This is a genomic window from Neobacillus phoenicis, from assembly GCF_047302305.1.
In the GTDB taxonomy this organism is placed as follows: Bacteria; Bacillota; Bacilli; order Bacillales; family Cytobacillaceae; genus Neobacillus.
Window position 1 is genome coordinate 3,841,722 of record NZ_CP154847.1, and the last position, 22,079, is coordinate 3,863,800.

Consider the following 22,079-nt stretch of genomic DNA (forward strand, 5'->3'; position numbering starts at 1 on the left):
TGATTAAAGAATCCGCAAGTTAGAAATATTTACGTTTTTACATCAGCATTATTATTTAGCTAAAAGTTTTAGTGATTCACGATTAAATGCTGGAATATCTTTTGGTTCTCGACTTGTTACAATATTTTTGCTGATGACAACTTCTTCGTCTTTATAATTTGCACCAGCATTTTTCAAATCGTTGCGAATGGATTTATAGCCAGTGATGTCGACACCTTTTAAAAAGTCTGTATCGATTAACACCTGTGGTCCATGACATATGGCAAAAATAGGTTTTTCATCTTGGATAATAATGTACGAGGATCTTTCAAAAAATTGCCTTGGAGTCATGATTTAAATAATAGTTTGATCAACTCATGATAAATAAGGGAGTTTCCCTGGGTTCAAGATTTGTTATGATATTTTTTCTTAATGCCGACTCTTCGCCCTTGTAGTTTACACAGACATTTATCAAACCAAACCTTTGCGAATTGGATTATAACAGGTAATATACACACTTTCTATTCTCTAGTATTAAACAAGATGCTAACTAATGTAAGCCAATATTACGATTTATTGTTAGAAGGGTTGGCTTTCGGTAATATAAGCGACCTATCTATACCAGATGTTTCACAAACATAGGATGCCTCCATAATAGCTGATGGATCTGCTGCTAAAACGACACTTTTTAATTTGGAAAAAATAAACCTGTTCGTAATACAATAAATAACCTTCTTTCTTTCCCCTAAAAAACCGCCTTCTCCATATAAAAATGTGATGCTGATATTTAAATGATTGATAATACTATCTCCAACTTCATCCGGTTTTTCTGAAATGATCATGACAGATTTCCCATGATTTAATCCATCTAAAACATAATTAATCATTTTCGTCACTAGATAAAAAACCGCCAGAGAAAGCATGGCCTGTTCCAATGAATAGACAAGCGCTGCAATCGTAAATATGAAAGCATTCACGACTAATAAAAATGAGGCAATCGGAAATCGATAGTGTTGGTTAAACCAAATCGCCAGCATTTCAGTGCCATCTATTGCACCGCCAAACTTTACAACGATTCCTATCCCAACTCCTAAGATTACCCCACCGTATAAAACAATTAATACTTCAGATTGAGTAATAGGAGGAATCGATTTAAATAGTACTAAACCAACTGTAGTAATGATATTTGCATATAGAGTTCTAATGACAAAGGTTTTACCCACTTCTTTAGCTGTAAAAATTAAGATAGGAATATTTAAGCCCAAAAATACTACATAAATTGGGATTCCCCATAAAGCATTCGCCATAATCGATAACGCTGTTACACCACCATCTACTAGCCCGTTTGGTGCTAACATCGTTTCTAATCCCATAGCAACGATAGACGCCCCAAAAGTTAAAAAAACATACTCAACAAATTTTTTCATCATCTCACCTTTAATTATGTATTATTCTTGATTCCTTACTATAAAACAGTTCAGCTAAAATCCTTTACAACACAGGAATATTATTCACCTTTTTCCAGATTGTACTCCTTTATTTCCTTTATGCACTGGATCATTGCAAATAAAAAGACCACAAGTCTTGACTTATTAAAAGTCTACTTGTGGTTTTTAATCCCCTCTTTTTAGAACAATTGCTATTTAATAGACGAATTATTATCGGCAGGAGTATCCATCACATTCTCCATATAGTTTTTACCCCATTCATACATGAATCGAGTATTGGCATTAAGCTTTTTCTTTGTTCGGTCAATAATTATTCCACTTTTGGCGGAACAGCAGGTACGCTTAAGCTACCGCAATGAAGACATGCCAATCCGCCCGAGAACTTTGCTTCTCGAATGTCACCAAGCAACCCCTGAACTTTAGGCGCAGGGAATAATGTTTCCTTGAATTACGCGAGCTAGAAGAAGACCGCATTGTTGAACGAAAAGTCTATTAAGCGGAAGGAACACCGATGGCAGGAACCCATAAACCCAATCTGTGGCTTAAATACTTCGAATTGATGATTGAAGGATACACTCTCCCTAAAATTGTAGAGCGGCTCGATATTCATATTTCAACAGCTTTTTACTGGAGACACAAAATCCTTAATGCACTCCGTTCCCTTGGAAATAGCCAGCTTAACGGAATCATTGAAAGCGATGAAACGCAATTCTTGGAATCGGAGAAGCTTTTCATGTATATTTCTACACGCAAGGTAATTGTCCTTCAATTTGCTAAACTATACTGCCGCCAGTTAGTTCAGTGAAGTAACAGTAATTCTATTTTACCTCATTTAACTAAATAGCAACAATTTTTACGAAAACAGCTTAATAGTAAGACTATATAAGCAGTTTGTCTTATAGTATACTTTTTAGCACTATGTAAAATAAAAGTGCGTACTTTTATTGTTGTTATATACGTTGTATACTTGCAATTGTTCAGCGAGAGGACATGATATCCCTTATTGCTGGCAATACAAATAATACACTATAAGGATAATATTACTGTAAAAGTATTATTACCCTTTGGAGACATTATCACTGTACAACAATAAAAAAATTATAGGAGTGAATATAGATGGAATTACAATTAGCATTAGATTTAGTCAATATCCCAGAAGCAATTCAGTTGGTAAAAGAAGTGGAGGAACATATTGATATCGTTGAAATCGGTACACCTGTTGTTATCAATGAAGGTCTCCATGCAGTAAAGGCAGTAAAAGAAGCATTCCCTAATTTAAAAGTTTTAGCAGACTTAAAAATCATGGATGCAGCTGGTTATGAAGTAATGAAAGCTTCTGAAGCAGGTGCAGATATCGTCACAATTCTTGGTACTGCTGAAGATATGTCTATTAAAGGTGCTGTTGAAGAAGCGAAAAAACAAGGTAAAAAAATCCTTGTTGATATGATTGCTGTTAAAGACCTTGCTGGACGTGCAAAAGAAGTGGACGCTATGGGCGTTGATTATATTTGTGTGCATACTGGCTACGATCTTCAAGCAGTTGGAAAGAACTCTTTTGAAGATTTACAAACCATCAAAGGTGTTGTAAAAAATGCTAAAACTGCAATCGCAGGTGGTATTAAGTTAGACACACTTCCAGAAGTCATCAAAGTACAACCAGACCTTGTCATTGTAGGTGGCGGGATTACTGGACAAGCTGATAAAAAAGCTGCTGCTGCCAAAATGCAACAAATGATTAATCAAGGGTAATTCAGATCATGAATACAACTCAATACCTAGCTGAAATCATAAAAGAGTTAAATCGCTCCGTAGATTTAATTTCGAATGATGAAGCTGAAAAATTAGTTAATGGGATTCTTGAATCAAAAAAAATCTTTGTTGCAGGCGCAGGTAGATCTGGATTTATGGCCAAATCATTTGCCATGCGAATGATGCACATGGGGATAGATGCCTATGTGATTGGCGAAACAGTAACCCCTAACTTTGAAAAAGATGACATCTTAATCATTGGATCAGGTTCAGGAGAAACAAAAGGTTTAGTTTCCATGGCTGAGAAAGCAAAAAGCATCGGTGGGACGATTGCAGCTGTAACCATTTTCCCTGAGTCCACTATTGGACAATTAGCGGATATCACAATTAAGTTGCCTGGCTCACCTAAAGATCAGTCGGAGAGTGATTTTAAGACGATTCAACCAATGGGCTCATTATTTGAGCAAACACTTTTACTATTTTACGACGCTGTGATTCTTCGGTTCATGGAGAAAAAAGGTTTGGATACCAATAAAATGTACGGTAGACACGCGAACTTAGAATAAATATATTATTCCTCGAGTTCTAAATAGGAAAGACCGCAAGCTGTTTCCATGCAAGATTGCGGTCTTTCTGTTAGAATGAACTACTTCAATTTGTAATAATTTTAGGAGTGATAAAATGATTTCTTTAAATGGAAAAACGGCCATCGTTACTGGCGCAGGTAGAGGCATTGGACGTGCTACTGCTATCGCCTTAGCAAAAGAAGGCGTTCATTTAGGCTTAATCGGCTTAAATATGTCTAATCTAGAAAAGGTAGCTGCTGAACTAGCACAATTTGATGTAAAGGTTTCTGCAGCAACAGCAGATGTGACCGATCTTGAATCCGTTACCCATGCTGTTGAACATATCAAATCAGACTTAGGCCCAATTGATATCCTAATTAACAATGCTGGTGTTGCGAAATTTGGTGGCTTCCTTGACCTAACACCAGAAGAATGGGAAAAAATCATCCAAGTCAATTTAATGGGTGTGTATAATGTAACAAGAGCAGTATTACCAGGAATGATCGAAAGAAAATCAGGAGATATCATCAATATCTCATCATCTGCTGGCCAAAAAGGTGCGCCTGTTACAAGTGCTTACAGTGCTTCTAAATTTGCTGTTTTAGGGCTAACAGAATCACTTATGCTAGAAGTAAGAAAACATAATGTCCGTGTTACTGCTTTAACTCCAAGTACGGTCGTTACAGATTTAGCCATTGATACAAATCTTGTTAAAGGCAATGAAGAAAACGTTATGCACCCAGAAGACCTTGCAGAATTAGTCGTGGCTAGTTTAAAATTTAATCCAAGAGTATTCGTTAAAACAGCTGGATTATGGTCAACAAATCCATCATAAAATAAAGCAGATCCAGTGGGGGTCTGCTTCTTTAGTTCGTAAAAAATACTCTTATATGTATCAGTGATACAAGGACATTACTTTCTCTAAATCAACAATTAACTGGTTAACTTCATTCTGTGCTAAGCGTACAAGCATTTGATCGTATAAAGTAATAATTTGCCCATCTTCTTCATGCTGATGATTTTTTAAATAATGATAAATATTGTTTAATTGGTTTTCATTCAGGACCGACTCTGTGTTGAAATTCTTCACTTTCTGTAAGGAAAATTCATTCATCGTCGCATCAAATTCACCTGCAATAATAGTCCCTTGCACGAACATGATCTCACTCCTCAAAATCAGTATAAGATATGTTTCCCACAAAATAAGTTATATTAATCTTTACTTCCCGTATTAATAAAATGTTCGATATACCTTAGCATCAAATGTTTAGGGCTTCATTTTTTGTTGTTTTATTAAATGTAATGATAAAAGACGTTCCTTGATTTAGTTTACTTTTAACATTAATCGTTCCCCTATGGTTCTGAATAATTTTATAGCTGACCATTAGGCCTAATCCATTTCCATTAAGTTTGGTAGTGAAAAAAGGTTCCCCCAATCTTTTAACCTGTTCCTCCTCCATTCCGACCCCTTCATCCTTGATTTTTATTACAATATTATTAGCAGTCGATTCAATGGAAACATAGATATTACCACCAGTAGGCATCGCCTCAATGGAATTTTTGATTAAATTTATGAAAACCTGTTTTAACTGATTCTTTTCCCCAATAAAAACGATATCCTCTGAAGGAACTTCATATTTAATTAGTACATTTTTCAGTAATGCTTCGGGCTCAAGAAAGGTAATCACACTGCCTAAAATATTTTTTACATCGAATTCACTGAAATATACTGAATGAGGTTTAGCAAAAATCATAAATTCATTTACAATAAAACTTATTCTTTCTATTTCATCTAAAAGCGTATCGACAAAATAAGGTCCTTTTTCAGTTTCAGTAAGGAGTTGTACAAATCCACGGATAGTGGTTAATGGATTTCTTATTTCATGTGCAATGCCTGCAGCCAATTCACCAATCATAGATAACTTCTCGGTTTTACTTAGTGTTTCTTCTGTTGATTTCTTTTCAGTAATGTCATACTGTATACAAATATGTTGATACCTTTCTCCATTTACATCAACAAATGGAACAATAGTTGTATCAAGCCAGTACTTGGTTCCATCCTTCGCTTTATTAAGAATTTCCCCTTTCCAAACCTCTCCACATTGAATGGTCTCCCAAATATGATTAAAAAAAGAAGGGGGATGAAAGTCAGAACAGTAAATATCATGTTTTTTTCCTATTAGTTCTTCCCTTGTATATTTATATAAATCGCAAAACTTATCATTAACATAAGAAATTCTATCGTCCCGATCGGTAATTGAAAAAATGGTAGCTTCATTTAGGGCTTTCTGCAAATCGGCGAGCTCTCTTAGAGTAATTATCAAATCTTGATTGGACTCATCTAATGCAAATTTGGTGTATGATAACTCCTCATTGTAGCAATTTAGAAGGGTCTTAGAAATAAGCTGGTACAAATATTCAAGTATTTTAATTGATTCAAAAAAAGTATCTATAGATATGCCATTTTCCCGAAATTCCTGTTCAAGCAAGTCCATAATTGAGCAACGGGTTAGATAAACAAAATTGATAGATTGTTCAAGTGAAACCCGAGAATGGATTAATTTCAGCCCGAAATCATCTACAAATGTAATAAGGTTATTTTTATTCCTTTCATTACTATTAATAAATAACTCACCTACATATATAAATAAGGTTATTTCTGAAGTTTGGTTAGAGACCAGTTGTTTTTGTAGAATGCTATATCCATATTTCTCATCAATCGAAGAATTCGGAATCTTGATTTTCCCACTAGATAAATTTTTAATCTTTTTACCAATATATTCAATTTCCTTGTTCATTTCATCCCTCTAAAATTATTATTTTGATTTCCAATATTCGACAAAACCCCTGTAATTTCCTTCCTCTTTATTCTCAATATAATAAAATTTAATCAGTAAGTTAGTAAATATAGCTTGCTTACCCTTTTATTAATAAGTCCTATTTTTCTGCATAGCTTTACGTCCACTCTATATTTTTTATTACATTCTTATTCTATGGTTCTGGGATATGCACGAAAATTCTCCCTATACATAGTGTGTCTAAAAGGATGCTATGCAAGGGCATTTAAATAATGGGGTGAAACGGCAATGGCGGTTGTAAAAGCAAGAGGTTCGGATATTGATCTTTTAGCGAGGTTACTTCGAGCGGAAGCTGAAGGAGAAGGAGAAAGGGGCATGCAGCTTGTTGGGAATGTAGGGATTAATCGAATACGTGCAAATTGTTCTGACTTTAAAGGCCTTAGAACAATTCCACAAATGATTTATCAGCCTCATGCATTCGAAGCTGTTCAACATGGTTATTTTTATCAAAGAGCTAGAGAACGAGAAAAACGTTTAGCTCGTCGAGCAGTTGAAGGAGAGCGGTATTGGCCAGCAAAATTTAGTTTGTGGTATTTTAAACCGCCAGGTGATTGTCCTTCAACTTGGTATAATCAACCTTTTGTAGGGAAGTTCAAAAATCACTGTTTTTATCAACCTAAAGCAGAGACCTGTGAAAACGTTTATAATACTTTTTAATAAAAATGGCCATTTTAGATTAAAATACAAAAGAAATACACCCTCTTTAATTGAGAAGTGCATTTTTTTTTATGATCTTTTACCCTAAATTATATCTTTAAGCGATTATTAAAATGAATAAGTCTATCTAAATCTGCAACCATTCTACAACATTGTAAATAATCTTTTTTACGGCGTTTTTCGACTTTCATTCTCACTGAATGATGTCTTCGGTATTCTTCATATCCTACACCATGAGCACTATGCATCGCTTTTTCCATTTCGCTCGTATAACTTAATTGTAAATGATTAATACCCAATCATTCCTTTCAGTTCTTTTCACTTGGCGAATTGTTCTTTAACCTAGTTTTCATGTTATCATTGAATTCTAGGGAACACAAAGTCGAAAAAACGTTGTAATTTGCTGTAATAGGGAATGTCATCCGCTCACAGGAAGATATCACTCCCATGCTTAGTTTTATATCCATATCCTTCCAAATAATGCACTTTACTAAAAATAATCCGAAAAATAAGGTATCTGTCGATCAATTAAATCCTCTAATATTTCAACAGTCTGTTCATCACTTGCAAGCCGACCGATTTTTGACAAATAGGAAGGTCTCTTATAACCAAGTAACATGGTTGTAAGTGTCTGAATGTCCACTGAGAAATCAGGTGAATTTTCACTTTCAATTAGTTTTCCTTTACCTTTGTCATTTACATGAAGTGTAAATATCCCCTGATTCCACTCCAGTATTGGATCATCAAGCAAAAACGTCAGTCGATGGTCTGTACTCACTGCTCTAAAAGGATATTGAGAAATAAATTGTTTAATATCAACTATGCGAGCCATGTAATAGGGAGCAATTGTTTCTTTGATATCCCCATCCTCCAACCAAAATGCTAATGGGTCATTCGTAAAGGTATTTCCTTCAACTTTTGACACCATAGAAAAATGAGCACTGATAAAATTCCAAAGTCCGTTACGCGCCTCTTGATGGATATATACCATTTCTTTTACATGAAGCACATCTTTCGAAATCCAATATAGTAGGTACCCTTGAGGCTGGTGGGAGCGATCATAATAAACAGCCGCCGTTAAATCATCCAAATCCCACCTCCAGTATTCATCCCAAGCCAATTCATTTCGAATCATAGCGGCATGATGCATACTAGAAAAATTCCTGTAAACTGTTCGAATGTCAGGATGCTCTGTATTTAATCTCTCCACATAACCAGTAACCTTCTTCACCTTTGGCAATTGATTGTCTCTGATTTCAAAGGTCATCTTATCGGAAATAATCTCCCAACCTTTCCGACGATAAAAAGGAATTGAATAAGGAAATAAATACGAAATAGATTGCTTTCTTTGCTGCATATCTGCAAGTGCCTGCCTCATCAACTTATTCATGAGTCCCAAATTGGCATATTCGGGATAGGTACCAACACCTGTCAGCCCTCCCATCTCAAATGTTCTCCCAAAAATATTTACTTGAAATGGATATACCGCTAGTTGCGAAATCAGTTTTTCCCCATCAAACCACCCCAACACATTAGCCTTTTCCAAAACTGGCAGCTTAGCTAATGCGATTTCTCGTTCCTCCCATCCCACCATTTGTAGTTCTTTTTTCGTAACTTGGAATACATATCGCAATAACTCATTGAACTGTTGAAAATGTCTGGTTTCCACTTTCCCCATTCTGAGTCTATCCAATCGACTCATATTATTCCCTCCAAATTTTGGCAGCTCCATTTATATTAAGGGTATCCTCGTTCTTCTTCATCTATCTATTTTGGGCATGTATTAGGTATTTATGTGCAATTAATCAGTCCATCTAATCACATCCTTTTTGATTTAGAAGTACATATTCTGACTTTTGATGCCTTGAAACATACTTATTATTAGTAACCCAAAAGCGCCATGGAAACTCACGTGCTTCACCAGAGTTTTCAATTCCAATCCTTTTTCCGACCGATATGCTTTCCGGACAAAATCCTTTGGCAATATATAATGGAGAGGTTGTGAGGGGACGTCCATAGTCCTCTTTGGTAATGCCCAATGATTTTGTCAGTTTGCCAGGTCCGTCAGTTAATCTTGTCAGTTCATCTATTCCTCTTCTACTTTTCATTAGCCCAACGCCATACCAAGGCTCCACTGCGCGAATCAAAACGGCTTCAGGTTTTTCCTCCCCGCCTCTGGTCACATTGAACAGGCAATGTGTATGCATAAAATAAATGTAGGCAAGGCCGGAACGTTGAAACATGACCTCTGTTCTTGCTGTCCTCTTGTTTTGAAAGCAGTGTGCTGCCCTATCACTCGGACCGATGTAAGCTTCAGATTCTACTATATATCCTGCTGCAATTCCCTCATTAGTTTCTTTTACAAGAAGGCATCCTAGCAAAGCCTTTGCCAGTTCAAGAGTGGGCTGTTCAAAAAATTCCTGAGATATTGGAACGATTTCTTTATTAAATTCCTCCATTTTTATGCCTCCATTATATTTTAATAATTTTTCCTATGTAAAAGTCTTAATCATCTCAGCTGTTATTGAGAAAAATTGGAAGCTGTTTTATTTAGTGTTTATTCATAGCTTGTTCATTGTTTATTCATAATCATTATGTATTATAGTTTTTACCTTCAGTAGAATATTATTTTTAGGAGTGTAAAAATGAAAAAATTGATTCTTTCAGGACTTATAATTAGTGCATTAGGATTATCTGCATGTAGTAGTAGTAGTTCCTTAGTGAAGTCCGATGCAGGAAACATCACACAAGATGAACTATATCAGGCAATGAAAACCAAGTATGGAACCCAAACGCTTCAACAACTTCTTGTGGAAAAAGTCCTTTCAAAAGAGTATAGCGTTTCTAAAGCAGATATCGATGCAGAAGTAAAAAAATCTAAAGAGCAGCTAGGTGATCAATTTCTCTCAACCATACAGCAATATGGCTATAAAACGGAGGATGATTTCCGAAAAAGTGTAAAACTAAATCTGCTAGAGAAAAAAGCGGTGCATAAAACGGTTAAGGTGACGGATAAAGAGTTGAAAGATGCATACGCTGCCTATAAGCCAGATATTCAAGCACGTCATATTTTAGTAGAAGATGAAAAAACAGCAAATGATATTGAAGCTAAACTTAAAAAAGGCGAGAAGTTTGAAGATTTAGCTAAGAATTCATCCAAGGATACGGAGAGTGCCAAAAATGGTGGTGATCTCGGATGGTTTGGTTCTGGAGTGATGGACCCTGATTTTGAAAAAGCAGCCTTTGCCTTAAAGCAAAACGAAATCAGCGCTCCTGTCAAAACGCAATTTGGCTATCACATCATTCAAGTGACAGGAATAAAAGAAAAACAATCATTCGATAAGATGAAAGATACTCTTACGGATCAAGTGAAAGACTCGAAGGTAACGCAGGATATGGTTCTCAAAGTATTAAAAGAGGAGTTTAAAAAGGCAGATATAAAAATCTCTGATAAAGATTTGAAGAGTGCTGCGGAGTTTGCTTCCCCAACGGCAAATTCATAATAATAACCTAATTTAAAAAGCCATTTGTGAAATTTTCTTATTTCGCATATGGCTTTTTCTTTTACACATAATTTTATACAAATAATAAATTCCATTTTTTAAAAATTGAATAGAATTAAATATGTGAATTATAGAGCTTTGTGGAGGAGTCAAAATGGTATGGAAATTGGAATTTATTCATTAGCGGATTTAAACCCTGATCCACATACAGGTAAAACCATCAGCTCAAAGCAACGAATAGAAGAAATAATTAAAGCAGCAAAATTGGCTGATGAAGCTGGACTGGATGTATTTGGTGTGGGAGAACATCACCGTATAGAGTATGCAGTATCCACTCCTGCAGTCGTCTTATCAGCCATTTCTCAAGTTACAAAACAAATTAAGTTAACAAGTGCAACAACTGTATTAAATACTATAGACCCTGTTCGGTTATTTGAGGATTTTTCAACACTTGATCTTTTATCCAATGGACGTGCTGAAATAATGGCTGGACGTGGGGCATTTTTAGAGTCATTTTCACTATTCGGGTATGATCCAAAGAATTATGATGCATTATTTGAAGAACATTTGAAGCTCTTGTTACATTTAAATGCAAACGAAAAAGTTACCTGGAATGGCTGCTACCGTTCTTCATTAAAGGATGCTGAAATTGCACCGCGTCCGGTTCAACAAAAAATCCCGGTATGGGTAGCTGTCGGAAGTTCTCTAGAAAGTGCAGAAAGAGCGGGTAGATTAGGTACTGCCTTAGCAATAGTCATGCTTGGCGGGGATCCAAACGAATATAAGCCGCTGGTTGATTTATACCGAATAAGTTTTGCTCAAGCAGGTCAGGCATTAGGAAACGAGAAAGTAGGAGTTACAGGGCATGCTTATATTTCAAAAACGAGCCAGCAGGCTATTGAGGAATTTTACCCGTATCACTCCAATTATTGGTTCCAACTTAAGCGACAGCATGGGGTCATGCAGACTATTTCAATAACCGATTTTGAACGAATGTCTGGGAAAGAAACAGCCCTTTTTGTTGGAAGTTCTCAACAGATCATTGAAAAAATCATGGCTCAATATGAGCTCTTTGGTCACCAACGTTTTATTGCGCAAATGGACATAGGTGGGATGCCCTTTAAAAAAGTCGCCGAAAATATTGAACGATTGGCAACAGAAGTTGCACCCGTGATAAGGAAAGAAACCAAGAAATAAACATTTATAATACAAACTAAATTTTTATATCACAAAAGGCATCCAGTTGAGGATGCCTTTTTACTGTTAACCTAGCTATTCAAACTTCCTTTTAACCAGACGCGGGGACGGTATGGACCTACAGGGATTTGTATAAGGCATGTTTTTTCTTTCGAATTGATTCCGTAAAGGTCATCACTTTGGTTCGAGTCGAATCCTAATAGTGGGTGTCCCCCCATCTCTAGAGCACATGCTGTCAAGAGCAGCCTTTGCACGAGTATACCAGCTTCCATCTGCTGAATTCTGTATCCTCTATAGCCCAGTTCCTTTTTGAGGTGGTCCTTGTCTCCAACAACATGCAGACAGAGCGGAACCTGAAACAGGTTTACATTAGGCACTGTTAAACAATTTTGCAAATACTCCCGTAAATCCCCCTTAGATATTCTCCGAAGTGCATGAGTACTTTTGTCATAGACGTAAGCACCATCTTGAACACCTTCCACGTTATAAAAAGTGCCATACAAATTTAAACCTGTCTCAAGCTTCCCCTGTGTATTGTCAAGGTCTTTTTGATATGAAAATGAAGAAGTCTCATGTAACAAAGTGGATACTTTTGTTTGACTGATTTTCCCTATCATAAAATCAATATCTGGAGAGTGCCGCTCTCTGCAAACGGATGCTAGATCGTATGAAATTGCCTCCGGAAATGGCAGTATGGTTAACTCTGTACCTAATGCATTGTTAAGAGGAATATCTTGTTTTATGTTCACAAATGAATGTGTTATTTCGAACATCGAGGCTTTATTGATCTCTTTCAGCTCTGGGTAATCAATGACTCTCTTTGAACGGTTATATGTTACATGCTTGAGCAAAGGAACTTCCTGGGACAATTCCGTTGCAGAAATAGAAATATTATTTTCTATATTCATTTGGTCAACATTATAAATAGATAATGGGATCACAGCATATACACTTTCATCTTGTTCAGATAGCCCAAGCAAATGATTGATAGCACGATCTAGAAATTGGTAACACACCCGTGTTGAGAACCCCATCCTACCCGCCACTTCTAAGGATTGCCCAATAAGCACACCTGTATCTAACCCTTGTAACCTGTAAGAGAAATTATTGTATTTATAAAAATTTTTCCCAAAAACCGTCGATACAAAAACAGTGCAAAAACAATTTGAAAGATTATAACGATTTCCAAGGCTTCTGGATAGGTAGGAATCATAGTTACCTTCACGCAGCAATAAAAGGCGATGGTGTGCAACATCGTAGTGGTATACTCCCTCTGGCACATCCTCCAACTTTAAGTACACATATAATTCATTGGGATACAACGCTCCGCCAGAGGGAACAAATCTGCGAAACAACTGGGCGTAGCTTACAGCAGCATTTTCCTCGTTGTCTTCAATGAAAGCAGCTTGAGAGTATCGAGTAAGACCATATACATACCATAAGTAATGACCAAACTCCTCCAAGCTGGGTATTGAATTAGTTTCTCTCCCTTTGAGAGTTAACGGTACATCTGCGGTAAGTGGAATCTCTGGTAAGCCACGGTACAGTTTATAGGGAAGTGGTGCGTCTTCCCAATCCGGTTGCCAATCCGGCGGAAGAAGTTTATCAGTGTCAAAATGCAGATTGTATAGGAATGTATCTAGTTCCAACCTGAAACCCTCCTACTCTTGCGATTATGGAAAAGGATGGGGATATGGATTTAACTGTTCATATGTTAACGGATGCTTTTTAAACCCGAGTTTCACAGGTACGTTGAGTACCCGTTCAAGACCTTGTATACGTGTAAGGTGATGTCCAAATGTCATTGGCAGCATGCCAGGAATCAATACTTTTACACAAAATAAACCGTTCCGTTTGGTTATTGGTGTTGTTTGGTCAACCACAATGACTTCCAAGTCTAGCATTCGAAACCTATTTAGAATATCCTCAACATCATCCTTCAAATTAGCATTCACAGGTGGGCATTTAAATTCCTCAGCAAATGTACGTAAAGGTCGGTTTTCATCTAATAGAAAGCTCAAGTTCTCCTCTGCTTCTCTTAGTCCGTAAAGCATGCCATGGTCCTCCATAGTACGTACTGCAAACGGATCCTGTAACATCGCTTCATATTTCGGTCGATTTTTCTCCAAGATTTCGTCATGCCTAAACATCATTCCTGCAAGCTCGTAAATCGCACTTTTTACTGCCTTTACAGGATCAGGATTCGCTGCGGCTGCACAAATGAGGTTTGCTCCCTTGGATTTTCTGTTTTTGGCCACTGCCCAAACGCTTGGAATCTCATGTTCCATCGTCGAATTGTAAAAATACAGGTCATAACCAGCCACCTCACGAATCCGGCTCACCATCAGCTGCAATTCTTTGTCGTTCGCAGAACTAAGGTCGAGACGGGGAAGGGGGAGTTGTGCATACCAGGTTAATAAGAATGAGTCTCGCTCGACTACTTCCATAATGCCATGGAAAATGGCCTCCTCTAAACTTCCTCCTAATGCACAACCGTTGGAGGTCTCATAAACAAAGCCTTCTCCATATCCCAAACTGTAATAGGCCAGTAACTCCGGAACCAGAATAGAGCGTTCTTGTAAAAATGAATATCCCCAAACCCAATTCATTTGTTTATCAGGATGAAATGGTTTAAATGGAAAATGGGGTCTTGCATACTGTTCTTTCTCATGCAAACCTACCTTTGCAGGATTTAGTGCTTTTTCCGCTAAATTGTAATAACTATCACGAACTACCTTCCTTTTGCCGCGAGGTTCGATGCCGCAATATCTCTCCAAACCCTCTAAAATGGCAGTTAGTTCACTCATTTCATAAGAATTAGTCCTGCCTGCTACTCCCTCGTCCCCATCAAACAACGGCATGTTCACTAAAACATCGGCGAACGGCAGCTTGATATCCTGCATTTTCCCATTCATGATACCAGTCCGATAATCCAGATAATCTTTGACTAGCACGTTTTTTAATTCATCCATTGAACGACATCGGTAACCAGTGTGGTCCAATTTAGGACTAGATTCTAACTTAATGTACGCCAATTCAGATGTGTCTTTAGGTATTTGACTGCACATAGGGCATAACGAATTTGGCAAGAAAAAGTGGCTCGAGATCGTTAACGATTTCAGATTTGTAATGAACACCCGTTCTTCTACGCTGCTTCGTTCTCCTTGTAGAATCTTTTTCACTTCGTTGCTAATTAAGATCGCCATTTGTGATAATCCGGTTCGTGATGCCCATGCATCACGCAGTAAATCTTCTCCTGTTGCCACTTTCACCCGAAGCCCCCACATTTCTTGGCGGTCAGGTCCAGCTAACATAAGTCGTATGTCAGCACAGTGAGAACATCCCGGTACACCAGTGCGTACAAATGGACCAATGATTCCCTCACCAAACAAAACGAAACCTCGAAACCACGGAATAGCTAAAGCCCTTAACCTCTCTTCCGCTTTTTGATGAACGGATGGTTTCCAGGTATCATGCAGCACAAGAACTAATTCTGTATTTTCGGGAACCTCTTCAAGAATGCTTTGGCGCCTAACAAGATAGTTTGGGGACAATTGATCATAGACATAATCCGCTAATACCCCCTCACCATCTATAAGTATATGAGCAGCCATTAGGATCCCCCCTCCTTTACCTGAACACCAAACACCCCTGCCAGCTCTTGTTTTAAAAAAGGCTCAAAGGTAAGGTCATAGATTACTAGCCGATTGCGGTTCCTGTTCAATACCTGAATAGACGATTGTAATAGCTCCCTAGACGTAATTTCATCACAAGATGGGATATCCAGTTTGCTTTCGTTTTTTTCCAGAAAAACACTAGACTCCATCTCTTGCTTTACTGTGGAACTTACTTGGTTTTGAGCATCCAAAAGCGCTTGTTCCAATGCATTACGTAATGACAATGTGGTATTTAGACCTACGCTTGTGTACCAACGGTCCTTCGACCTTACCCATACCACAGGGAATCCTAGTACATCCCCTTTTAGACCAATTGTTGGAGCACCATTTAAGGTAGTCAAGGCATTAAAATAAAATCTGCATCTCTTATCTTCTAGGGCTCCCACCTTAATTCGATAAACCCTACTCTGTTGATTGACCTTTCTCTTTTTCAATTCTTCACCTAAATAGACTTGAAGGCCTCTACAAACAGCCTCTGCAATTGTTTCTCCAGAACCGATGCCAATAAATCCCTCAGGTATTTTCGCACCTACCTTATTTTTCTGATATTTGTATCCCAAAACGGACAAATTTATCATTTGTGAAACATACATTTCAATGCCTGTTAGCCCTGCCTCTTTTTTTGCTTCCTCATGTGTTAGTCCTGCACAGACAACTTCAGGAAGCAGCTCTGCCGGTCCCTCTGAAAAAGGGTTAACTGCTTGAACATAGCACTGTGCAAGTGGAAGTTGGGGTAAATTTCGTTCCTCCCAGGTATGGAAAATTCCTATTTCTTCTGACGTTAATCGACTGAAATATTCTAAGAGGTTACTTGTTGGTTCATTTCTGTCTGTTTCCTCTTTGAGGCGTAAATCAAAATCTTCCACCAGTCTTGGACTATCACATTTAGACGTACCCAATGGATGTGGGATAAAGTAAAGCCAGTCTCCTTCGAGGGTTTCAAGATCAAGCATGTAAATTTGATGACTCTCATTGGAATCTGCAATCCCTGTAGCCCTTTTGAAGAATTCGAATACTGAAACATTTGCCAGAATCGATCCCGCTGTTGAAGAGAAGGATTGAGGCGGCCGATTCTTTTTTAGTGCAGAATGATGGATTCTGCGCCAAGCGGACTCCCAGCATCCATCTGTATCCGGTTGATCGAATGGACCAGAAAGCCCCACCTGGTCTAAATAGATGGCTGGCATAAATGCCTTCTTTTCTTCTTTGCAAACCAGATTAAGATCCTTTAGCTCATTTATATTGCCATCCTGCGAGACATATAGAATCCAATCATAGGGCTGAACTGCTTCCCTCCAGAAACTGCTTCCTGCGTCTTTATGAAAGGGTACATACTTTATCTCGACTTCAGAATCGGTCTTACGGGCATTTTGCACCAGTTCATTTTGTCTCTGCCAATTGGTAGGAACGGAATCTGTAACCAAGACATTTAATTTGGGCAGACCTGATTCGATTAACGAGGAAACCAATGAACCCAGAAAGTGGCCAGAGCCAACAACCAGAACTTTCGCCTGACGGTATTCTTGAAAATGGTAAGCACCAGACCCCATAATATTCTCAATAAATTCGATTTGGGATGCATACTTTTCAAGAAGGTTTCGATTCAATTGATGGGGTTTATCTTTGCTTAGATCGCGTACAAAACCGTTGTTGTGCAACGTTTCTCCTATTTCGTATACCCTGTCTCGATAAGGGGTAGTTAATCCCATTGTTAATTCTCCCATTGTATGCTCCCCATTGAACATTGGAAGCAATTTTTCAATCCACTGATAGATTGTATTACCTTCCATTCGGAATGAGCTTAAGTTGTTTCTTAAATACACACCGCCATGTGGATCTGGAAGAAAGAAAGTATCCCTTTTGACCTTGAGACGTGAGGACGAGTCCAGTTTTGTCATTCAGCCCCTCCTTATTCATAATCGTACTAATTATGCACTATCAGTTTATGTACGATTTTTTGTCCAATATGATAAGAAAAGCGGAAGCTCATTGCACATGCGCTGGAGCTAGATAATGATCAAATGTATATACTTTTTTTAACACAGCCATAAATTTAAGAAGTGCCCCTGCGGGCAAATTACGCAAGGACACTTTTGATTTACAAAATTAATTTTTTCTTTAGGAAATGTTATCGGTGCACAACAGCTCAAACTGCCAAAGCAATTAAATGAAACCGAAACAACTAAAACCGAGGCCAATGCCGAAACAGCTGAAACCGAAGCAGCCAAAACAGCCAAAACCACCACAACGGAAGCCTCCACAGCCTCCACAACCTCCACAACGAAATCCTCCACAACCGCCGCAACGAAAGCCTCCACAGCCACCGCAATGTCCGCAGCCACCGCAACGTCTAGCCATAGATTGCAGGTCCTGGCTCTGAAGATCCATAGGAACTAACTGACCAACTTGGTAAGGGTCGATTCCCAACCCTTGTAGCTCATTTTGAAACATTTTGTATTCTTTCCTCCCCATTGTATTTAATGATCTAAGTTAACCTTGAATAGAGAGTAAAAAGGTCAATGCCAGTTCTATGAAACGAAATCATTAGTTAGATGTGTACTCTCTTCAACAAATTATGTTTTCATTTAGGTCTCTGTTACTAATCTAAGAGCCTATTTCGCGTTGAAGTATTTTAAACTGTTGCTAAAATAATACTTATGGTGATGCCTATATTCCGTACGCATATTTTTTGCCTTATATTTGGTTGGTCCATAAATCCCCTCTTAGCCTGTAATATTCCGTAAAAAAAGTCTCTCCACTTTACAAGCAGAGAGACTTTTTTCACACACACAACCTCATCATTATTCCCTTAAAACTAGAAGTGAACAGCACTCAACATGTACAGTATGCGGGAATAGATCAACTGGCTGTACAATCTTTAATTCATATCCAAATGGCTCAAGCTCTTTAATATCTGTAGCAAACGTGTCTGGATTACAAGAAATATAAACAATTCTTTCTGGTTTGGAACGGCCAATCTTCCTCATCACTTTACCTCCTGCACCCGAGCGGGGAGGATCAACCACTAATAATTCTGGATGACCAAAGCTCTCCAGTACTTCATCAATACCATTTCGCGCATCTTTGGCTAAAAAGTATGTGTTCGTAAGGCCATTATCAAGAGCATTGCGTTTCGCCGATTCAATTGAACTCTCCACAATTTCAATTCCAGCAAGTTTCTCTACTCTGCTGGCAAAAGGAAGAGAGAACGTACCTACCCCACAGAATAAATCAATCATCTTTTCCGTTTTCTTAGGTTCACCCATTTCTATTGCCAAGTCCACCAATTTTTGTGCTTGTGTTGGATTCGTTTGGAAAAATGTATCAAACCATAGACGGAAACGATAGCCATCCATTTCATCGTATATAAAATCACGTCCGGCTAATACATGGCTTTTTTCTGATTGCGTGCGGTCTGCCCAGTCAGTATTTTCAAGCCATAACAAGCTTTTTACTTGAGGAAACTTTTGTCCAATTCTGTCCACTAAATCTGCGGAAGCCTGCTCTAAATGAGCTTTCGGACTCTCTGTTGCAAAAAGAGCCAGCATGATTTCACCCGTTGCAAAAGATTGTCTTACCATTAAATGACGCAGCAATCCTTCATGTAAGTCTTTGTTATATCCAGTTAATTGGTGGTCTTTCACCCATGCAGCCACTTCCATCGCCGCTTCTACCATTTCTTTTCCGGCAATCAAACATGATTCGAGTGAAATGATTTTTCGGAAGTTCCCTTGCTCATGCAGCCCAAGTGAACCATCAGGTGCGAACGTAAACTCCATTTTATTTCGATAATGCCAAGGTTCGTCCATTCCCATCGTATCTTGTACGAGGTCTGGGTTATAGCCTTGCGCCTGAATTGCCTCTTTTACATGAAGAGTCTTCTGCTTTAGCTGGCCGCTATAATCCCAATGCTGCCAAACGCAGCCTCCACATTTTTCAAAATGAGGACATTGTGGTATGGTTCTTTCTTGATTCGCCTCAAGGATTTCCTCCGGCATCGCTTTTCTACGTCTTCGATCTGGTTGGTCAACAGTAACTCGGACCTTTTCTCCTGGAAGAGTCTGTGGGATCGTTAGCTTTAACTTACGTTTATTCCCCAGCTCGTTTTCAAGCCATTGAACCGCTTGACCTGAACCTTTTTCATCTAATGCATCTATTTTAACTAGCATTTCTTTTGCTGTAGTAACAGTCAATTTTTCTTCCTCCCAAATTACCTTTCTTACTCATTTAAAATATAGTAAATGTCTATTATGACATAAGTTTATCATTTTTTTAATCCTCTTTTACAAATATTAAAACCACCAAATTTTATTTTTAACGGGTTTACTTTTGGGGTGCAAAACTTTAAAATGCAGGTCAATTTTCTATTCATTCTCGTATTATTTCACAATTTAATTCACGAGAAAAATCACACTAGGACTTGTCCTTCATAACCTGGATGAAGACATTTTTCTTGTTGCCAAACCGAGTTTTTGTCCTTCATTACACGGATGAAGGACATTTTTCTTGTTGCATAGACTAGTTTTGTCCTTCATTACACGAATGAAAGACATTTTTCTTGTTGCCCAACTGAGTTTTGTCCTTCATAACACGGATGAAGGACATTTTTCTTGTTGCATAGACTAGTTTTGTCCTTCATTACACGAATGAAAGACATTTTTCTTGTTGCCCAACTGAGTTTTGTCCTTCATAACACGGATGAAGGACATTTTTCTTGTTGCATAGCCTAGTTTTGTCCTTCATTACACGGATGAAGGACATTTTTCTTGTTGCATAGCCTAGTTTTGTCCTTCACAGCCTAGGTAAACACATTGTTTTGATTAGCCCTGGGGGAATGTAAATTATTTTGTGTAAATGGTTAAATCCTATATGATTTGACTATATTGAAACTAAAGTGTTCTTACCTACTAGGGGGATAGGGCAATGCTGGGGAGCAACCCGAGCACCTAGTAGGGTTCTGTACAAAAGGAGAGAGGATTTTTCCTCTCTTTTTCCTTTTGGGAGAACGAAAGCGATAAACCCTTAGGGCAGAGCCCTAACTTAACTACGTCAATTATTTCCCAAGCCGGCCCTCAAACATGATATCAAACTGCTGTCTACATTCTAACCATCCAGGAATAGGATTAGACCATTTATCTGTAACTCCAACAGTCGCAAGGTAAACAATTTTCCTTAATGCATTATCCGTTGGATAAGCAGTTTTTGTTTTTGTGACTTTCCTTAGTTGTCTATGGAATGCTTCAATAGTGTTGGTTGTGTAAATTAACTTTCTAATCTCTACTGGGTAAGAAAAGAAAGTCGTGAGTTCTAGCCAGTTGGTCTCCCATGATTTAATAACAGAAGGATATTTCTTTCCCCACTTTTCTTTAAACTCATCAAATTCCAATTCTGCTTGTTCAATTGTATATGCTTTATATACCTTTTTTAAATCGTCCATAAGTTCCTTACGGAATTTGTGAGGAACACACTTTACATTATTTCGTAATTGATGAATGATACAAGACTGAATATCTGTTTTCGGAAACGTGGCATTAATTGCCTCTGAAAATCCAGAAAGCCCGTCTTTACAGGCAATTAGGATATCTTGTACACCACGACTCTTCAAATCTTGGCAAACGTTCAACCAAAAACTAGCACTCTCATCTTCGCCGATCCAAATACCAAGAATGTCCTTAATACCATCTGTATTTACGCCTAAAACTGTATAAGCTGCCTTACTAACAATCCTATTTTCATGCTTAACTTTAAAGTGTATTGCATCCAAAAACACAATAGGATACACAGGGTCTAGTAGACGGGACTGCCATTCATAGACAAGAGGCAACACTTTGTCTGTAACCTTACTTACTAAACTAGAAGAGACGTTAATACCATAAATATCCTTCATGTGGTCCTCAATATCCCGTGTGGACATACCTTTAGAATAAAGGGCAATTATTTGATCCTCTAATCCATTAATAGAGGTCTCATATTTCTTTATAATCTGCGGTTCATATTCACCTTTACGATCTCTAGGGATATTTAACTTGGTTTCACCTAACTTAGATTTAATGGTCTTTTTACTATAGCCATTCCGGCTATTTCCCGTATTGATACCTTTAGAATCATGTTTGGAGTACCCAAGGTGCTCCTCAATCTCAGCCTCGAAAACCTGTTGGAGAGTCTCCTTGAAAAGGTCCCTAATCATGGCATGAATATCGTCCACTGTTTCACATTGACCTGCCAATTCTCTAATTGTCATATCCCTATAATTTTGCATAAATGATCATCTCCTTAATTGGTAAGTATAACCATTTACACAAAACTATAGACGTTCTCAGCCCTGGATTTTCAATTTAATAAACACCTAAAATCACACTAATTTTCACAAGCCTTCCAATAATTATTTCAGCCCTGTGAATTGTTTTGTGATTTCATTTGTGAAAAGTTTGTAAAGGTTAATAGA

Annotated in this window: 18 protein-coding genes and 3 pseudogenes; 7 read left to right on the forward strand and 14 right to left on the reverse strand. The window is 37.9% G+C overall.

The genetic code is table 11. The features are described 5' to 3' along the window. Positions 1–51 precede the first annotated feature (51 nt). The 3 genes and pseudogenes from AA0X95_RS19820 to AA0X95_RS19830 form a co-directional block, all read right to left on the reverse strand. Positions 52–276: pseudogene (locus tag AA0X95_RS19820) on the reverse strand (DJ-1/PfpI family protein); the annotation flags it as partial. Between the two features lie 269 nt (positions 277–545). Continuing rightward, positions 546–1,406, reverse strand: coding sequence for a YitT family protein (locus AA0X95_RS19825; RefSeq protein WP_413310123.1), 861 nt, complete (start codon positions 1,404–1,406; stop codon positions 546–548). Positions 1,407–1,764: 358 nt separating this feature from the next. Next, a pseudogene (locus AA0X95_RS19830) lies at positions 1,765–1,872 on the reverse strand (IS1595 family transposase); the annotation flags it as partial. Between the two features lie 60 nt (positions 1,873–1,932). Here AA0X95_RS19830 and AA0X95_RS19835 point away from each other — a divergent pair. From AA0X95_RS19835 to AA0X95_RS19850, 4 genes and pseudogenes are all read left to right on the forward strand, one after another. Next, positions 1,933–2,154 (forward strand): annotated as a pseudogene (locus AA0X95_RS19835) (IS1595 family transposase); the annotation flags it as partial. Between the two features lie 389 nt (positions 2,155–2,543). Continuing rightward, positions 2,544–3,176 (forward strand): 3-hexulose-6-phosphate synthase, encoded by a 633-nt coding sequence (gene hxlA, locus AA0X95_RS19840; protein ID WP_335530923.1) that lies wholly within the window; start codon positions 2,544–2,546, stop codon positions 3,174–3,176. 8 nt (positions 3,177–3,184) lie between these two features. Next, the gene (gene hxlB / locus AA0X95_RS19845) at positions 3,185–3,742 is read left to right on the forward strand and encodes a 6-phospho-3-hexuloisomerase (protein WP_133370873.1); all 558 of its coding nucleotides are present in this window, start codon (positions 3,185–3,187) and stop codon (positions 3,740–3,742) included. Between the two features lie 115 nt (positions 3,743–3,857). Continuing rightward, positions 3,858–4,577 (forward strand): 3-ketoacyl-ACP reductase, encoded by a 720-nt coding sequence (locus tag AA0X95_RS19850; RefSeq protein ID WP_026566628.1) that lies wholly within the window; start codon positions 3,858–3,860, stop codon positions 4,575–4,577. Between the two features lie 60 nt (positions 4,578–4,637). Here AA0X95_RS19850 and AA0X95_RS19855 read toward each other — a convergent pair whose 3' ends face one another. Next, on the reverse strand, positions 4,638–4,901 hold the full coding sequence (locus tag AA0X95_RS19855; protein ID WP_413300883.1) for a hypothetical protein: 264 nt from the start codon (positions 4,899–4,901) through the stop codon (positions 4,638–4,640). 100 nt (positions 4,902–5,001) lie between these two features. Then, the gene (locus AA0X95_RS19860) at positions 5,002–6,540 is read right to left on the reverse strand and encodes an ATP-binding protein (RefSeq protein ID WP_413300885.1); all 1,539 of its coding nucleotides are present in this window, start codon (positions 6,538–6,540) and stop codon (positions 5,002–5,004) included. A gap of 288 nt (positions 6,541–6,828) precedes the next feature. On the opposite strand from AA0X95_RS19860, the gene AA0X95_RS19865 reads away from it, so the two are divergent. Continuing rightward, positions 6,829–7,257 carry a cell wall hydrolase gene (locus AA0X95_RS19865; protein WP_413300887.1) on the forward strand — a complete coding sequence of 143 codons (429 nt, stop codon included), beginning with the start codon at positions 6,829–6,831 and terminating at the stop codon, positions 7,255–7,257. Positions 7,258–7,747: 490 nt separating this feature from the next. Here the strand turns inward: AA0X95_RS19865 and eis are convergent, their stop codons facing one another. Together eis and AA0X95_RS19875 are read right to left on the reverse strand one after the other, a co-directional pair. Beyond that, positions 7,748–8,959 carry an enhanced intracellular survival protein Eis gene (eis, locus tag AA0X95_RS19870; protein ID WP_413300889.1) on the reverse strand — a complete coding sequence of 404 codons (1,212 nt, stop codon included), beginning with the start codon at positions 8,957–8,959 and terminating at the stop codon, positions 7,748–7,750. Between the two features lie 112 nt (positions 8,960–9,071). Next, a complete protein-coding gene (locus tag AA0X95_RS19875) occupies positions 9,072–9,716 on the reverse strand; it encodes a DNA-3-methyladenine glycosylase (protein WP_413300891.1) in 645 nt (214 codons plus the stop codon). A 186-nt stretch (positions 9,717–9,902) separates the two neighbouring features. Between AA0X95_RS19875 and AA0X95_RS19880 the strand changes: the two genes are divergently transcribed. Together AA0X95_RS19880 and AA0X95_RS19885 are read left to right on the forward strand one after the other, a co-directional pair. After that, complete coding sequence (locus AA0X95_RS19880) at positions 9,903–10,760, forward strand: peptidylprolyl isomerase (protein ID WP_413300893.1); 858 nt, start codon at positions 9,903–9,905, stop codon at positions 10,758–10,760. Between the two features lie 159 nt (positions 10,761–10,919). Further along, on the forward strand, positions 10,920–11,957 hold the full coding sequence (locus AA0X95_RS19885) for an LLM class flavin-dependent oxidoreductase (protein WP_413300895.1): 1,038 nt from the start codon (positions 10,920–10,922) through the stop codon (positions 11,955–11,957). A gap of 71 nt (positions 11,958–12,028) precedes the next feature. On the opposite strand, the gene AA0X95_RS19890 is transcribed toward AA0X95_RS19885, so the two are convergent. The 7 genes from AA0X95_RS19890 to AA0X95_RS19920 all read right to left on the reverse strand — a co-directional run bounded on the left by AA0X95_RS19890 (position 12,029) and on the right by AA0X95_RS19920 (position 21,893). After that, on the reverse strand, positions 12,029–13,606 hold the full coding sequence (locus AA0X95_RS19890) for a SagB family peptide dehydrogenase (RefSeq protein ID WP_413300897.1): 1,578 nt from the start codon (positions 13,604–13,606) through the stop codon (positions 12,029–12,031). A gap of 24 nt (positions 13,607–13,630) precedes the next feature. Next, complete coding sequence (locus AA0X95_RS19895; protein WP_413300899.1) at positions 13,631–15,571, reverse strand: TOMM precursor leader peptide-binding protein; 1,941 nt, start codon at positions 15,569–15,571, stop codon at positions 13,631–13,633. Next, complete coding sequence (locus tag AA0X95_RS19900) at positions 15,571–17,532, reverse strand: putative thiazole-containing bacteriocin maturation protein (protein ID WP_413300901.1); 1,962 nt, start codon at positions 17,530–17,532, stop codon at positions 15,571–15,573. Before AA0X95_RS19900 ends, AA0X95_RS19895 begins: the two co-directional genes overlap by 1 nt. A gap of 138 nt (positions 17,533–17,670) precedes the next feature. Beyond that, on the reverse strand, positions 17,671–17,913 hold the full coding sequence (locus AA0X95_RS19905; protein WP_413310303.1) for a hypothetical protein: 243 nt from the start codon (positions 17,911–17,913) through the stop codon (positions 17,671–17,673). Then, positions 17,798–18,106, reverse strand: a complete 309-nt coding sequence (locus AA0X95_RS19910; protein WP_413300903.1) for a heterocycloanthracin/sonorensin family bacteriocin — start codon at positions 18,104–18,106, stop codon at positions 17,798–17,800. The genes AA0X95_RS19905 and AA0X95_RS19910 overlap by 116 nt, the downstream gene beginning before the upstream one ends. 329 nt (positions 18,107–18,435) lie before the next feature. Continuing rightward, complete coding sequence (gene rlmD, locus AA0X95_RS19915; RefSeq protein WP_413310125.1) at positions 18,436–19,803, reverse strand: 23S rRNA (uracil(1939)-C(5))-methyltransferase RlmD; 1,368 nt, start codon at positions 19,801–19,803, stop codon at positions 18,436–18,438. Between the two features lie 884 nt (positions 19,804–20,687). After that, positions 20,688–21,893 carry an IS256 family transposase gene (locus tag AA0X95_RS19920; RefSeq protein WP_413299614.1) on the reverse strand — a complete coding sequence of 402 codons (1,206 nt, stop codon included), beginning with the start codon at positions 21,891–21,893 and terminating at the stop codon, positions 20,688–20,690. Positions 21,894–22,079: the final 186 nt, after the last annotated feature.